The sequence below is a fragment of the Enterobacter sp. E14S genome (assembly GCF_055666685.1).
Window position 1 is genome coordinate 522,798 of sequence record NZ_JBVODQ010000001.1, and the last position, 15,051, is coordinate 537,848.

Annotated in this window: 10 protein-coding genes; 4 read left to right on the plus strand and 6 right to left on the minus strand. The window is 57.4% G+C overall.

The window, feature by feature from the left end:
• The first annotated feature begins 130 nt into the window (after positions 1 to 130).
• Complete coding sequence (locus ACZ6J2_RS02520; protein WP_471724687.1) at positions 131 to 3,544, plus strand: inverse autotransporter beta domain-containing protein; 3,414 nt, start codon at positions 131 to 133, stop codon at positions 3,542 to 3,544.
• A 100-nt stretch (positions 3,545 to 3,644) separates the two neighbouring features.
• On the opposite strand, the gene ACZ6J2_RS02525 is transcribed toward ACZ6J2_RS02520, so the two are convergent.
• The 3 genes from ACZ6J2_RS02525 to ACZ6J2_RS02535 are packed head-to-tail and all read right to left on the minus strand — an operon-like array spanning position 3,645 to position 6,355.
• Positions 3,645 to 4,640 carry a DUF2891 domain-containing protein gene (locus ACZ6J2_RS02525; protein WP_471724688.1) on the minus strand — a complete coding sequence of 332 codons (996 nt, stop codon included), beginning with the start codon at positions 4,638 to 4,640 and terminating at the stop codon, positions 3,645 to 3,647.
• Between the two features lie 9 nt (positions 4,641 to 4,649).
• The gene (locus ACZ6J2_RS02530) at positions 4,650 to 5,636 is read right to left on the minus strand and encodes a DUF979 domain-containing protein (protein ID WP_471724689.1); all 987 of its coding nucleotides are present in this window, start codon (positions 5,634 to 5,636) and stop codon (positions 4,650 to 4,652) included.
• Positions 5,633 to 6,355 (minus strand): DUF969 domain-containing protein, encoded by a 723-nt coding sequence (locus tag ACZ6J2_RS02535; RefSeq protein ID WP_033145580.1) that lies wholly within the window; start codon positions 6,353 to 6,355, stop codon positions 5,633 to 5,635. The genes ACZ6J2_RS02530 and ACZ6J2_RS02535 overlap by 4 nt, the downstream gene beginning before the upstream one ends.
• A gap of 199 nt (positions 6,356 to 6,554) precedes the next feature.
• On the opposite strand from ACZ6J2_RS02535, the gene ACZ6J2_RS02540 reads away from it, so the two are divergent.
• Positions 6,555 to 7,100: a winged helix DNA-binding protein gene (locus ACZ6J2_RS02540; RefSeq protein ID WP_039262429.1), complete on the plus strand. Its 546-nt coding sequence runs from the start codon at positions 6,555 to 6,557 to the stop codon at positions 7,098 to 7,100.
• 2 nt (positions 7,101 to 7,102) lie between these two features.
• Here the strand turns inward: ACZ6J2_RS02540 and glgX are convergent, their stop codons facing one another.
• Genes glgX through treZ form a run of 3 tightly spaced genes read right to left on the minus strand, consistent with a single transcriptional unit; the run spans position 7,103 to position 13,446 of the window.
• Positions 7,103 to 9,178 carry a glycogen debranching protein GlgX gene (gene glgX / locus ACZ6J2_RS02545; protein WP_471724690.1) on the minus strand — a complete coding sequence of 692 codons (2,076 nt, stop codon included), beginning with the start codon at positions 9,176 to 9,178 and terminating at the stop codon, positions 7,103 to 7,105.
• A 15-nt stretch (positions 9,179 to 9,193) separates the two neighbouring features.
• A complete protein-coding gene (treY, locus tag ACZ6J2_RS02550) occupies positions 9,194 to 11,662 on the minus strand; it encodes a malto-oligosyltrehalose synthase (protein ID WP_471724691.1) in 2,469 nt (822 codons plus the stop codon).
• Positions 11,659 to 13,446: a malto-oligosyltrehalose trehalohydrolase gene (treZ, locus tag ACZ6J2_RS02555; RefSeq protein ID WP_471724692.1), complete on the minus strand. Its 1,788-nt coding sequence runs from the start codon at positions 13,444 to 13,446 to the stop codon at positions 11,659 to 11,661. The genes treY and treZ overlap by 4 nt, the downstream gene beginning before the upstream one ends.
• A gap of 132 nt (positions 13,447 to 13,578) precedes the next feature.
• Between treZ and ACZ6J2_RS02560 the strand changes: the two genes are divergently transcribed.
• Both ACZ6J2_RS02560 and ACZ6J2_RS02565 read left to right on the plus strand, forming a co-directional pair.
• The gene (locus ACZ6J2_RS02560) at positions 13,579 to 14,106 is read left to right on the plus strand and encodes a GNAT family N-acetyltransferase (RefSeq protein WP_471724693.1); all 528 of its coding nucleotides are present in this window, start codon (positions 13,579 to 13,581) and stop codon (positions 14,104 to 14,106) included.
• 86 nt (positions 14,107 to 14,192) lie between these two features.
• The gene (locus ACZ6J2_RS02565) at positions 14,193 to 14,942 is read left to right on the plus strand and encodes a 5'-nucleotidase, lipoprotein e(P4) family (protein ID WP_471725058.1); all 750 of its coding nucleotides are present in this window, start codon (positions 14,193 to 14,195) and stop codon (positions 14,940 to 14,942) included.
• Positions 14,943 to 15,051: the final 109 nt, after the last annotated feature.

The following is a 15,051-nucleotide window of genomic DNA, read 5'->3' on the forward strand; positions in this document are numbered from 1 at the left end:
CATGGCTCCACATTGGTGCGCATAATGTATATTATGTTAAATCATATGTGATGGTCAGGAAGTTCCTGTCGCACTTCCAGCAAGTGATAAATCATTACGTTAAAAATTCTGACTTCCCTCTCGTCTCCCTTTGTGTTTTGCTTATAGCCCGCTGGTTCAGGCTGCGGTAAAAGACGATGAAACCAAATTGTATCAGTCGGGGAATAATAACCCGTCGATCTTCGATGATAATGCGAGTTCTCTCGCCGCAGTCGGCTCAGCACTGTCGCAACGCGATTCTGGCGGAGCGGCAGCAGGTCTGGCACGCTCTGCTGCCACCGATGCGCTAAATAATAGCGTCGAGGGGTGGTTGAGCCAGTTTGGTACCGCACGCGTACAGCTTAATCTTGACGATAAATTTAATACTAACGGTAGTGAAGCTGACCTGCTGGTTCCTCTGTACGACAACAAATCAACTATTTACTTCACCCAGCTTGGTTTCCGTCACCAGGACGATCGTAATACCGGTAACGTCGGTTTAGGTGCCCGCCACTTTGCGGGTGACTGGATGCTTGGCGTCAATACCTTTTATGACAATGACTTCACCGGCGATAACCGCCGTCTCGGCCTGGGTGCAGAAGCCTGGCGCGATTTTCTCAAGCTGTCGGCGAACGGTTATTTCCGCCTGAGCGACTGGCATCAGTCCCGCGACTTCGCCGATTACGATGAACGCCCTGCCAACGGTTACGATCTTCGGGCTGAGGGCTGGTTACCGGCCTATCCGCAGTTGGGCGCAAAGCTGATGTATGAGCAATACCAGGGTGATGAAGTTGCCCTGTTTGGCAAAGATAACCGTCAGAAAGATCCGTGGGCCTTTACCGGCGGTATTACCTATACCCCTGTTCCGCTGTTTACCATTGGCGCCCAGCACCGCGCGGGTAAAGACGGGCAGAATGATTCTCAGCTCTCCCTGGAACTCAACTACCGTCTGGGTGAGTCCTGGAATAAACAGCTCGATCCGGATCTCGTCGGGGCCTCCCGCACGCTGGCCGGTACCCGCTACGATCTCGTAGAACGTAACAACAACATCGTTCTTGATTACCGCAAACAGGAGACTGTGACGCTGAAGCTGCCGGAAAAAACGACGGGCAAAAGCCGTGGAACCGTCGCCCTGAACTTCTCCGTAGAAACTAAAAATACGCTCCAGCGCATCGACTGGGACGCGCCAGCCCTCATAGCCGCAGGCGGCAGTATCACTCAGGTCGGTGACAATAGCCTGAACGTCACCCTGCCTGCTTACCAGGCATCGGGAAGCAATACGTACCGCATTGCCGGAGTGGCTTACGACACCAAAGGCAACAGCGGCAGCGCCACTACAGACATCCTGGTTGAGGCGGGTGACGTGAGCGTTGACTCCTCCTCTGTAACGGCATCTCCTACCACGTTGCCAGCTGACGGTAAGAGCACCTCTACCATTGATATTCATCTTGTGGATACCGACGGTAACCCGGTACCGGGCATGGCAAAATCCTTGTCAGTATCCGTAAAGGAAAACCAGACCGTTGCCGCCTCCGCGGCGAATTTGCCGACAAAAGATGCGACCATTTCAGCGGTTGAAGAGACATCTCCGGGCGTGTATCAGGCACTTGTCACTGCCGGAACGCGCGTGGGCACCGTCACCGTCGTCTCAACCTTCAACGATACCGCTTTACCGGAAGTCACCATTTCCCAGCAGGCGGATAGCAGCACCGGGCGCATCGCGTCTGACGCCATGATCGTGACCACTGATAACAGCGTCGCTAACAACACTGCAATCAATACCGTGACGGCCACCATCACGGATGCTGCAGGTAACATCCTGGCAAATGTCCCTGTCACCTTCTCTCTCAGCGGTTCGGCGACCGTGGCGGCGGGCTCCGCGCTGAAGGCGGTAACGGATGATAAAGGCGTAGTGTCCGTGGCATACGTCAATAAAATTGCTGAAACGGTGAAGGTCACCGCCACGCTCGCCAACGGTAATACAGGCTCCGTCGATTCACACTTTGTTGCGGACCCAGCGACTGCCGCGATTAACAGCGAAGGTGGTATTACGGTTGATAAAACGACCGTCATTGCTAACGGCAACGATGCGGCAACCTTTAGTGCTTTAGTAAAAGATGCTAACGGGAACCCGGTACCCAATATGACCGTAACATGGGGCACCGATAAAGGCGTTCTCTCCGGGACAAGCAGCACGACCAATACTAATGGCGTAGCGACCATCACGCTGAAAAACACGGCGGTAGAAGCGGCACAGGTCACCGCTCAGGTGGGCACCTCCGGCTCTGTAAACGCTCCCGTGGTCAACTTCAGTGCGGATACCGGCAGCGCCACTCTCAACAGCGGCGATCTGAGCGTCGATAAAACCTCCCTTGTGGCCAACAATACGGAGTTAGCTACCTATACGGCAATCGTGAAGGACGCAAGCGGTAACCCAGTTCCGGGCATAAGCGTCAGCTGGACCACCAACCTCGGGACGCTGTCTGGCGCGACCAGCACTTCGGGCACGGACGGCAAGGCAACCATCACGCTTAAAAGTACCGTTGCCGGTAATGCACAGGTTACCGCGGCCGTTAACGGCACGCCTGTCAACGCCAGTAATGTGACCTTCACTGCCGATACCACGACGGCCTCAATTGGCTCAGGGGATTTAACGGTAGATAAAACCAGCGTGGTGGCTAACGATACCGATGTCGCCACTTACACAGCGCTGGTTAAAGATGCCAACGGTAATGCGGTACCGAACATTGCAGTCAGTTGGACAACAAATCTGGGCACTCTGTCTGGAGCAACCAGCAATACCGGTGCTGATGGTAAAGCGACGATAACGCTGAAAGGGACTAAAGCGGGCGATGCAACGGTGAATGCAACAGTTAATGGTGCATCTCAACCTGCCGCAGCGGTTACCTTGATTGGTGATGTCACCACCGCAACGGTAATCAGCGTAACACCGTCAATTGCAAAAATTACCGGGACTGGCGCAGAAAAATCGACACTGACTGCGGTTGTTAAAGATGCTAACGGTAATATTTTAGCAAATTATCCGGTGACCTGGAGCACCACTAAGGGTGATTTAAGTGGGACATCGTCTTCTACGAATGACAGTGGTAACGCAACTATCGATCTTTCAGCAGAGCTTGTCGCAACCGCCAACGATACTGCTGCAGTAACGGCATCAGCTATCGCTGGAACTAAAACTGCGAATGTGACGGTGCGAGCAGTTATGCGGACCGGTGGTAAATATTACTGGACCATGTATACCGACTATTCGACGACAACTGAAAGCACGGCCAAAAATTACTGTGCTACTCATGGCGGAGGTACAACGACGACCCTTACGGACCTGCAAGATTTTGCAGCGAATAACGGTGATTTTGCCCAGATGGCGGTATCGGGCGAATACGGAAACAACTGGTACTTACTGTCTGGTTCATGGGGAACAGTATCAGGTGACTTCCATTCAGCGGCTACTGCAGTTGGTACAACTAATGAAATTGCGGGTACCTTATATGTCTGTGTGAAATAATATAAGCCAGACAATCTAAACGTTGTGCCGTACCCTTACGGCACAACGTTTTTTTTATTATATTAGGCGTGTAATATTTTTCCTGCTAGACGCCGTTCGTTTACTCCAGCGCCAGCAGCGCAAAGCTCGCCAGCCAGTGCCCGCCGCTGTAGTGGCTGCCCACCACGTGCTCTACGCTTGCCGTCAGATGTTTCGCCACCGCCTCGCGCAGCGCCTGCTGCGCCGGATGGTTTGCGGGAAGCGCTTTGGCAATATGCTTCATACACCACGCGCGGCTGAGGTTTAATCCGTCGAGATGGGCGATTTTCGGGTCGGTACGATCGCTCACTTCCGCCGGGTTCATCAGCGCCGCAATGGTGCCCACCTCCGGGAGAAACGCGTCAAACCAGGCCGGGAAGTCTTTCTGCACCTTGCTCATCAGCAGCGCTTCCGTCAGCGCGCCGGAAACATACTCATCACCGCCGGGTTCGTAGTGGGCAGGATAGCGCGTGTCGGCGAGATAAAACCGCTCCGCCGCCGTGACAATCGCCTGCTCAAGCGCACTATCCTCCACGGCTCGCGCGTAATCGAGCGCCAGCGCGAGGGCAAACGCCGTGTTGTAGTGCGTCCCGACGCGGATCGGATAGGTGAGCTTGCTGAGGTAATCCACCAGCCGGTTACGAATATCCTGGGTTAACGGCTCAAGCGTCCGATACCAGCCTGCGGCCTGCGGCAGCGCCGACTGCTTTAGCTCCTGGGCCAGCGCCAGCAGCCAGCCGTAGCCATACGGGCGCTCAAACGAGGCGCGGAACGGCGCGGTGAAATAGGCCAGCTCCTTCGCCACGTTCTCTTCCGTCAGGTGCTCGTCGACAAGCGCGACGATCGCGTCACGGCTCGGCAGCGCCGGATAGAGACGCACGCAGCGCAGCAGCAGCCAGTAGCCGTGCACCGCCGAGTGCCAGTCGAAACAGCCGTAGAAAATGGGGTGCAGTTCGCGCGGCGGCAGAACGTCACCATCATCATTCAGCAGGTGCATGATGTGGTTCGGGTATTCCTGGCGCAAATAGGTCAAAGGCATGCGGGCAAACGCGTCAGCCTGATGTTGCGTTAATTCCATAACAGCTCCTTAGCGAAACACGAGGAAAAACATGAGGAACACGTTCACCACCAGCAGGGTTAACGCGGTCGGGATCTGGATCTTGATCACCTGATATTTGTCTTTCAGCTCCAGCAGCGCGGCGGGAACGATATTGAAGTTCGCGGCCATCGGCGTCATCAGCGTGCCGCAGTAGCCCGCGTACATGCCAATCGCCAGCAGCGGCGCCGGGTTGCCGTGATGCACGTTGATCAGAAACGGCAAAGCGATCCCCGCGCTAAGCACCGGGAAGGCGGCAAACGCATTCCCCATGATCATGGTAAACAGCGCCATCCCCACACAGTAAATCACCACCAGCATAAAGCGGTTATCCGGGTTAACGAACAGGCTCACCACCTTCTGCACCGAATCACCGGTATTGGCCGCCACAAACACGCCGCCGAGCATGGCCAGCATCTGCGGCAGGATCACCGCCCAGCCGATGGTATCGACAAGACGACGAGACTGACGAATGGCGTGCAGCGGCGTGCCTTTAGTCAGCCACCATCCGGTGAGGATCGCCGCGACGCAGGCCACGCACAGCGCCGCCAGGGTGAGCTGCTTCTGGTCGAGAAGATAAACGCCGCCAATCGACACGCCCTTCAGGAACAGCGTCCCGATAACCGTCACCACCGGGATCATTAGCGCGGGCAGAAACAGCCAGTTTTTAAGGCGGTTTGACGACGCGAGACGTTCGTCTTCGGTGGACATTTTATAGTGCCCTTTTCCGACAAGACCAAAACCCGCCAGCAGCGCGATAGCGATAACGCCGCCGCCGACGATCCGGTACGCCAGCGATTTACCCAGCTCCTGCACCATCAGGTCACCGAACAGGAAGATCCCGCCGAATAAGAACCAGAACAGCGCGGTGGTAAAACGCTTCGGATTGGCGCGATCGCGCAGGGTCATCACAACCAGCAGCATCACGACGAAGCCGATCAGGTAGTACACGCGGTTAATGGTGATAAGCGTCATCATTGCGCGGCCCCCTGAGTGCCCTGCTCCGCGCGCCAGGCCATGACGTCGCGACGGATGCTGGCATCCAGGCGCAGCAGGCGCGTCATATGAATAACTAATGCCGCAATGGCGGTTGGGATGGCCCAAAGGCCAATATGCAGCGGTTCGATGCCCTGAATGCCATTCTCTTTCAGGAACGCGTCGATCAGCAGCACCGCGCCAAAGGCAATGAAGATATCTTCCCCAAAGAAGACCGCAATGTTGTCGCACGCGGCGGCATGGGCTTTGATTTTGTCGCGGATGTGCTGCGGCAGCTCGCCGTATTCGTTCAGCGCCGCTCCTTCGGCCATCGGCGCCAGCAGCGGACGCACCGTCTGGGCATGACCGCCAAGCGACATCAGCCCCAGCGCGGCCGTGCCTTCACGCGCCACGAAGTAAAGCATCAGAATGCGCGCCGAGGTCGCGCTGGCGATCTTCGCCACCCATGCCTGGGCACGCTCCTTGAGCCCGTAATATTCCAGCAGACCAATCACGGGCAGGATCAGAATGAAGGTCGCCAGCGAGCGGCTATTCACGAACTTTTCGCCAAAGGTCTCCAGCAGCATCCCGAAATCCATCCCGACCAGCAGACCCGTAGCCAGCCCCGCCACCACGACCACCAGCAGCGGGTTGAAGCGCAGTGCAAAACCAATAACCACGATCGGTATCCCGATCAGCGGCAGCAGCGTAGTACCGTCCATAACGTTTACCCTATCCAAAGTGAGCGTTGCGCGCCGACGGCTATTTTTTTATTTTGCGGCGAGCGATGTTGTGTTTTCCGACAGGTTTCGGAAAACCTGCGCTAAAAAGCTATATCTGAACCTCAAAAACATGTAAACAAATTATCAATAAAATGTTCTTATTTTATCGATGAGTTTACATTTCTGGCTAAGGAACGTTATGACCTCGGAAAAGAGTGCTACACCCCCTCACGACGATATCAACGACGGCCGGATCGTCTCGTCCCGCCATCTGGTGTCCGAGCGCTGCGCGGAACTGTCAGAGCTGGAGTACGCGCTGATCATGACCAGCAACGCGTTCAATAAATGGATGGTGCGCTGCATGACCGCAGCCGGCGAGCCCGATATGGGCGCATTTGACGTCTCGCTGCTGCATCACGTAAACCACCGCGACCGCAAGAAAAAGCTGGCCGATATCTGTTTCGTTCTTAACGTGGAAGATACCCACGTGGTGACCTACGCCCTGAAAAAGCTGGTCAAAGCGGGCTACGTGACGAGCGAGAAAGCGGGAAAAGAGCTCTTTTTCTCGACTACCGAGGAAGGGAAAGCGTTGTGTATGAAGTACCGGGACGTGCGGGAGGCGTGTCTGATCGCAATCCACGCGGAGAGCGGCATTGCCGGGAAGTCGATTGGCGAAACCGCTCAGCTGTTGCGCACGATCTCCTCCCTGTATGACACCGCCGCCCGCGCGGCGGCATCACTCTAGGGCTAAGGACGTCTGAACAGGGTAATACTGCGTCCGGCCAGTTCGTACTCTACGGTGTCGGTGAACGCTGTCCCGGTAGCAGCGCCATCTGCCGTAGACAGCTCCAGCACCCATCCCCCTTCGCCAAACTGCGGGATCTGGAACGGCACGGTCCCTTCAAACGGGTTGAACAGCATCAGCACGTCGTGCCAGATGCCGTCCTCCTGCCTGAGATCCGGCCTGCTGATGGAGACGCCGAGCGTCGAGCCTTCATCCCACTGCTCGGCCTGCTGCGGGCCGCCTCCGGCATTGAACCAGTGGATCTCCAGCCCGTCGCGCCAGCTTTCACGGCGCAGCAGCGGCTGTTGCGCGCGAAGGGCAATAAGCCGTCGGGTAAACTCGCGCAGCGCAGCGTCGTTTTCGGTTATTCCGTTCCAGTCGATCCACGAGATCTCGCTGTCCTGACAGTAACCGTTGTTGTTGCCCTTCTGCGTGCGGCCAAACTCGTCCCCGGCCAGCAGCATCGGCGTGCCGTGCGAAAACAGCAGCGTGGTCAGGAAATTACGCTTCTGCCGTTCGCGGGTGGCAATAATATCCGGGTTCTCCGTCGGCCCTTCTTCGCCATAGTTGTACGAGCGATTATCGTTATGCCCGTCGTTATTGTCCTCGCCGTTGTCGGCGTTGTGCTTCTCGTTGTACGACACCAGGTCATTCAGCGTAAAGCCGTCGTGAGCGGTGATGAAGTTAACGCTGGCCCACGGACGACGCCCGCGCAGATCGTACAGATCCCCGGAGCCCAGCAGGCGTGCGGCAAAGTCGGTGGAGACGTTATCGCCCTTCCAGTACTCGCGTACGGTATCGCGGTATTTATCGTTCCACTCACCCCAGCCCGGCGGGAAACCGCCGACCTGATACCCGCCGGGTCCGATATCCCAGGGTTCACCAATCAGCTTGAGTCTCGATAACACCGGATCCTGCGATATGGCGTCGAAGAAACCGCCGCGCGGATCAAACCCTTCCGGCTCGCGGCCCAGTATCGTCCCCAGGTCGAAACGAAAACCGTCAATATGCATCGATTCCGCCCAGTAGCGCAGCGAATCCATCACCATCTGCAGCACGCGCGGATGTGAGGTATTGACCGTGTTTCCCGTCCCGGTGTCGTTGATGTAGTACCGGTGCTGGTCCGGCAGGGTGCGGTAATAGCTGTAGTTATCGATCCCCTTAAACGAGAGCGTGGGGCCAAGCTCATTACCTTCCGCCGTGTGGTTGTACACCACGTCCAGAATCACCTCGATGCCCGCATCGTGATACGCGCGCACCATGTCGCGAAAGCCCTGAATCCCCGCCGGGCCGTAGTAGCGCGACGCCGGAGCAAAAAAGCCGAGGGTGTTATAGCCCCAGAAGTTCTTCAGGCCGCGGTCGAGCAGGTGCTGGTCGTCGGGGAACCAGTGCACCGGCAGCAGCTCCACCGAGGTGATGCCAAGACTCTTGATGTAGTCGACCGAGGCTTTATGTCCCATCCCCTCAAACGTGCCGCGCAGCTCCGGCGGAATGGCCGGGTTCATCTGGGTAAAGCCCTTCACGTGGCTCTCATAGACGACGGTATGCGGCCAGGGCACGTTGGGCCGGCTGTTGTCCTGCCAGTCAAAGGCGTTCGGGTCGATGACCTTGCACTTCGGCGTGAACGGCGCGCTGTCGCGCGTGTCAAAGCTGAGATCCAGTTCATCATTCCCCAGCTCATAGCCGAAATGGGCGTCGTTCCAGTCGATATCGCCCACCAGTTCGCGGGCGTAAGGGTCGATAAGCAGCTTGTGCGGGTTAAAGCGGTGACCGTTTTCCGGATCGTAAGGGCCGTAGACGCGATAGCCGTACAGCGCGCCGGGCTTCAGGTCCGGCACATAGCCGTGCCAGACCTCATGGGTATATTCCGGCAGCTCCAGCCGGGCGATTTCGTTTTTCCCGGACGGGTCAAACAGACAGAGCTCCACCCGCTCGGCGTGAGCGGAGAACAGCGCGAAGTTGACGCCCTTCCCGTCATAATTCGCCCCCAGCTGCTGGCCATGACCGGCCCGAATTTCAAACGTAGTATCCTTTGCCATTTTCGTTCTCCACGATTATTCGCAGGTAAGCAGAACCAGTACACATCCCTTTTCTGACGTTAAATCCAGCGTCTCTTGCAGAATGCGGCTCTCACCGCTGAACAGATCCCGATAGCGTTTCCCGGCCAGTTCGTCGGGTATCGCCACCGTGGTATTGACCCACAGCTGATGATTATCGGTGACATCAAAAACCAGACGCGGCACGGCAACAATCAGCGCCTCGTCGTCCTTAACGCGGGCATAGACAATCAGGTTCTCCTCGCGCTCGCCGGAGACCTTAAGCGGCAGCCAGTCGCCGTAGCGGAAAAGCGCGTCGTAGTGTGGTCGAAGCCGCAGCAGCGTGGCGGTGACGAACTGCTTAACGCGCCCGTCTCGCCAGCAGGCCGGGTTGTCAAACACCGAGGCATCCGCCGCGCTGAGGTTGTGCACCAGCGCGTTGAAATCCGGCTCCCGCCGGTTATCCGGGTCGACCAGGCTAAAGTTGAGCGCCTCGCTGCCCTGATAGATATCCGGCACGCCGGGAGCCGTCAGCTTGATTACCGTCTGGCTGAGGCTGTTCATCAGCCCGGCCCGGATAAAGGGCTGCATCGCCTCGCTAAAATCCTGCAGGAACAGCGCGTTGTCCGGCGAAAGCAGATGCCGCGCGTAGCTCAACACCACGCTCTCATAGCTCTCGTTGCTGTCGATCCAGTCGGTGCGCTGTTTTGCCTCGCGCAGCGCTTTCTCAAGGAAACCGATAAAACGCGCTTCCAGTGATGCAAGCCCTTCAGCGTCGTCCGGAGACAGCGTGGCGGGCCAGACGCCCGCCAACGCCTGATAGATCATCCAGGTATCGGCGGCGTTCGGCGCGGTGCCGTCATTCAGAAAACGCACCTGGGTCTGGTTCATCTGTCGCCAGCGGGCCAGGTTCTCACCCCAGCGTTCCGGCGCTTCCGTCAGGGTGTAGAGTCGCGCCCGGGCGTCTTCCCCGCGCTTGGTATCGTGCGTGGAGGTGCCCAGCAGCGCGTCGGGCTGACGGGCGAGACGAATGCGCATCTCCTGGTGGAAGCGGGATAATGAAAACGCGCGCGGCGTCGGGTCGGCGCCCACTTCATTGAGCGCCAGCTCGAGGTTGTGACGGAAGAACAGCGTGTCTTCAACGGACTTCGCCATCAGCGGCCCGGTAAGCTGCTGGAAGCGGGTTCTGAACAGCGCGGCGGACTCGCGGCAATCTTCCGGCAGGTCGCCGGTAAGAATGCGCACAAGCAGGCTCAGCGCCGCTTCAGACGTCTCCACGCTGGCGACCACGCGGTTAAGCAGCGCCACGTCAGGCGGGGTTAATCCCTCCCGGGTGCCGTAGGTGCGGTAGACCGGAAAGGCGATAAGCAGCTCGCGCAGCGCGTGGCGGATCTCCTCGCGCGGCAGCGCAACCTCATTGCGGCGGGCCAGATCGTCAGCAAGATTAAGCAGCGTAGTGAATTCACCCTCAAAATTGCGATCGGTCATCAGGCCCTTGGCATCGCGCAGTTCCGCGTGGCGATCGACCGTTATCCCCAGCGTTTCGTCGTGGATGGTCTCCAGGCGCGACAGGTTATCGTCGTCGACCAGCACTTCCGCCAGCGAGGCGATAAACTCGTAGCCGGTGGTGCCGGATACCGGCCAGTCGGCGGGGAGCTGTTCTCCCTTAGCGAGGATTTTTTCAACCGTGATGTAGCAGTCGGGCCCGGTTTTCTCCCGCAGGCGCTGCAGATACCCCAGCGGATCGGCCAGGCCGTCGACGTGGTCGATGCGCAGGCCGTCCACCACGCCGGCGTGAACCAGCTCAAGGATCAGCCGGTGCGAATCGTCGAAAACCGCGTCGTCTTCAACCCGAACGCCGACCAGCCCGGTGATCTCGAAGAAGCGCCGCCACGAGAGCTGCTTCGGCGCTTCCCGCCAGGACATCAGCCGCCAGCTTTGCGCTTCATGTAGTTCAGCAATACTTTTCTCCTCGCTGTACGTGCCGGGGTTGAGCGGATACTCGGCGTCATAGTAAACCAGCGCGGCCTTGTTCGTGACAGGGTCACGTTTTAGAGTGATGGCCCCCTTCTCCAGCTCCGCCTCAAAGGTGTCGCCGAGGAACGGCAGCGTAAGCGGGCGCGACCCGTCGATATCGAAATAGCGGAAATAGCGGCTCTGCTGGCCGTATTCAATCACGTCCCGCCACCAGGCGTTTTCCAGCGAGGTGGACATATGGTTCGGGACAATGTCCAGAATCAGCCCCATGCCAGCCTGCTTAAGCGCCGCGGCCATGCGGTCGAAACCGTCTCGTCCGCCGATTGCGGGGTCAATTTCATTCGGGTTGGTCACGTCATAGCCGTGGGTGGAACCCGCTGTGGCGGTAAATACGGGCGAGGCGTAGAGGTGGCTGATGCCGAGATCTTTCAGGTAAGGCACCAGCGCCGCAACGCGGTCGAAGGTCATGCCATTACGGAACTGAATACGGTACGTGGCGGAAGGGATCATAACGATGCTTCTCCATCAGCAAAGCGAACGACAATACCGTTCGGCGGTAAAACGTCAGTGACTTCCGGCCAGGCAAAGCGCGTCTCACCCGCGAGATCGGGCAGCGCGACGGGCTTATTACCAATATTCAGCGCCAGAGAGAGCGTCCCCGACGGGAAATGCCAGCTCACCGCCACCATGCCGGGCGCGGTCTTGATTACCTTGCCATGAACGGCGCCGCCGTGACGCAGAAGCGGAACGATATGGCGATGACGCAGCGTCAGCAGGTGGCGCGTGAAGCGCAGCCACGTTTTGCCTTCGTCGGTGGCAATCTTATTCCAGTCGAGTTTTGAACGGATGAAGGTGTTCACGTCATTCGGATCCGGGACGGTTTCATCGTGCCCGGCATGGCCGGTAAACTCTTTCGCGCGCCCTTCCCGCACCGCCTTTGCCAGATCGCCGTGAAAATCGGTGAAGAACAGGAACGGGTGCGTTTCACCAAACTCCTCGCCCATAAACAGCAGGGGGATATGGGGGGAAAGCAGCAGCGCGGCAAGGAGCACCCGCGTCTTATCGGCCCCCGCCAGGGTGATAAGACGCTCGCCCTGGGCGCGATTCCCGGTCTGATCGTGGTTCTGAATAAAATCGACGAAGAACTGCGGCGGCTGCGTCTGGCACTCCACTCCGCGGGATTCGCCGGTTTGCAGCGAAATCTCGCCCTGGTAAACAAAGCCTTCCGCCAGCGCCCGGGCGATCTTTTTCTCCGGCTCAAAGGCAAAATCCTGGTAATACGCGTGGGTCTCGCCGGTGGCAAACACGTGGGCAGCGTTGTGGAAGTCATCATTCCACTCGGCGGTGAACAGCGGCGTATTGCCCTGTTCATCGCGCGGATGCAGGAAAATCACGTTGCGGCTGTCTTCCGTGGTCAGGTGAACGTAACGGTGCGGGATCGCCTCGCGGATTTTTGCGGCAATCTCCTCCAGAATGTGCGTCTCCGAGGTGTCTTTAATCTGGTCAATGGCATCAAAGCGCAGCCCGTCCAGGCGATACTCCGTCAGCCAGTAGAGCGGCGCATCGGTGATGTACTGCCTCACCGGCTCCCGCTCGTAAGCGATGCCGTTACCCCACGGCGTCATCCGATCCGCATCGAAAAACGCGGGCGACAGCAGAGGCAGATAGTTCCCCTCCGGGCCGAAGTGGTTGAGCACGATATCCAGCACCACGGAAAGCCCCAGCCCGTGCGCGGCGTCGATCAACGCGTGGAAATCCTCCGGCGTGCCGTAGGCAGAGTGCGGGGCGTACAGCAGCACGCCGTCATACCCCCAGCCGCGCGTTCCGCCAAACTGGGAGACGGGCATCACTTCAAGCTGGGTAATACCGAGCTCTACCAGATACGGCAGCTTGTCGATGGCCGCCTGGAAGGTGCCCTCCGGGGTAAACGTGCCGACGTGCAGTTCGTAAATGACCGTCTCTTCCCACGGCCGCCCTGCCCAGTCCCGGTTGAGCGGCTGAAAGCGTCGGGGATCGATTACGACGGAGGGGCCGTTAACGTCGCCCTTTTGCGCGCGGGAGGCGGGATCGGGCACCGTCATGCCGTCCTGAAGAACAAACTGATATTCTGCACCGTGCGTGACGCCGGGTACGTCTGCCTGAAACCAGCCGTCGCCAGCTGCCGTCATCGGCACGTCGGCGGCCGCCAGACGTAGCGTAAGTTCTTTCTGTCCTTCTGCCCAGACGCGAAAACGAACAACGTCATCGGAAATAAACTCAGCACCCCACTGCTTTTGAAATGTCCTGAATTCCATTCATTGTCCTCGAATGACCCACATTTTATGCGGAACGAAGTACAAGCTTAGTTCAGGATCAAAAGTGTGTTAGCCCAGCGAATTTAACCGCTTCGTCTATTCTTTATGAAATAACTCACTACTGGGAAAATTATGCAGATTCGAAAAGGATTAAATACTGACCTCGCACGTCTTGAATGCTGTGACTTTTCTTTCACCATTACCCACATTGCGCGAGAACCCTTTCTTCACTGTGATTTGCATATCGAAGCCGTCACCGAGCCCTGGATTAAAACCTACGAGCTCGATATCCAAACCCTTGAAAACCACTGCGTTAATCCGGACGCCATCTTTCTTATTGCCGAAACGGATGACGGGGAAATTGCGGGATTTATTACCGCGTCGATCGGCTGGAATAAGTTTATCTCGGTGGATTACATTGCCGTGGAGCGCACGAAACGCAGAACCGGCGCCGCGCAAAAATTAATGGCCGCCGCGCACGTCTGGGCCCGCAGCGTAAACGCGCCGGGATTACGGCTTGAAACACAAAATGTGAACGTCTCTGCCTGTCTGTTCTACCGTAACTACGGGTTCACCCTGGGCGGATACGATCGTTTTCTCTACAACGCCTTACCGGAAAAGGACGAGATCGCCCTGTTCTGGTATTACATGCTGGTCTAACGGCGCGGCCTTCATATTTCTGTCATTGAATTTCATTACGCTTTCGGGATTTTAACCAGGGTGTTGAGGAAAAAAGTGTGAATTCAATGGCTAAGGCATTACTGCTGGCATTACCTGTTTTGAGTGCAACGGCAGCGGCGACGGCCGCCGGGGGCGATCTGTGTGAACCCAAAGCGTACGAAATGGCGCTGCGCTATCAGCAGAAATCGGCAGAGATTATGGCTCTTCAGCTACAGACGTATCGGTTTGCCACCGAGCGTTTCAACGAAAAGTTAAAAGATCTGAAAACGCCTGAAAATTACGCCGTGGTAATGGACCTGGATGAAACGGTACTGGATAACACCCCTCTGCTGGTGCGCGACACGGAGCAGTGTCACGACTTTACCAAATGGGACACCTGGAGCGACTGGGAGAAACAGGGAAAACCCGGCTTAATTCCGGGAGCGAAGGCGTTTCTTGACCATGTGAATCAAAGCAAGGTCCGTATCTATTATGTCTCGGACCGCATGCAGGAAAATAAAGCCGATACGCTCAGGACGTTAAAAGCCCTGGGACTTCCGCAGGTGTCCGATGAAAGCGTGCTTCTGGACACGGTAAGCAAGGAAGAGCGTCGCCAGAGCATCCTCAAAAAGCAGCAGATCGTGATGCTGTTTGGCGACAGCCTGCCGGATTTCGCCGTGCAGTTTAAAAATAAAAAGCCGAGCGAACAGCAGCGTGAGCTGGTTGAGGCCAGCGCGGAACACTTCGGAAACGACTGGATTGTGCTGCCTAATGCCGCTTATGGCTCCTGGTCCAAAGCCACGCCGGACAGCTGGAACGCGCCGCTGAAAAAATAACGTGTTACGAGCCGGGAAAGGCAGCATCGCCACCCGGCTTCTGCGCTGTGCTATCCACTGCGTTTATAGGTCCTATCATTTCTGGGCAGGTTCTTATAATTTTACGAAG

Excerpts from the sequence above, each read along its gene's own strand:
- ACZ6J2_RS02535 (WP_033145580.1), bottom strand. The coding sequence starts at position 6,355 with ATGGACGGTACTACGCTGCTGCCGCTGATCGGGATACCGATCGTGGTT.
- ACZ6J2_RS02560 (WP_471724693.1), top strand. The coding sequence starts at position 13,579 with ATGCAGATTCGAAAAGGATTAAATACTGACCTCGCACGTCTTGAATGC.
- glgX (WP_471724690.1), bottom strand. The coding sequence starts at position 9,178 with ATGGCAAAGGATACTACGTTTGAAATTCGGGCCGGTCATGGCCAGCAG.
- ACZ6J2_RS02540 (WP_039262429.1), top strand. The coding sequence starts at position 6,555 with ATGACCTCGGAAAAGAGTGCTACACCCCCTCACGACGATATCAACGAC.
- ACZ6J2_RS02565 (WP_471725058.1), top strand. The coding sequence starts at position 14,193 with ATGGCTAAGGCATTACTGCTGGCATTACCTGTTTTGAGTGCAACGGCA.
- ACZ6J2_RS02530 (WP_471724689.1), bottom strand. The coding sequence starts at position 5,636 with ATGATGACGCTTATCACCATTAACCGCGTGTACTACCTGATCGGCTTC.
- treZ (WP_471724692.1), bottom strand. The coding sequence starts at position 13,446 with ATGGAATTCAGGACATTTCAAAAGCAGTGGGGTGCTGAGTTTATTTCC.
- ACZ6J2_RS02525 (WP_471724688.1), bottom strand. The coding sequence starts at position 4,640 with ATGGAATTAACGCAACATCAGGCTGACGCGTTTGCCCGCATGCCTTTG.
- treY (WP_471724691.1), bottom strand. The coding sequence starts at position 11,662 with ATGATCCCTTCCGCCACGTACCGTATTCAGTTCCGTAATGGCATGACC.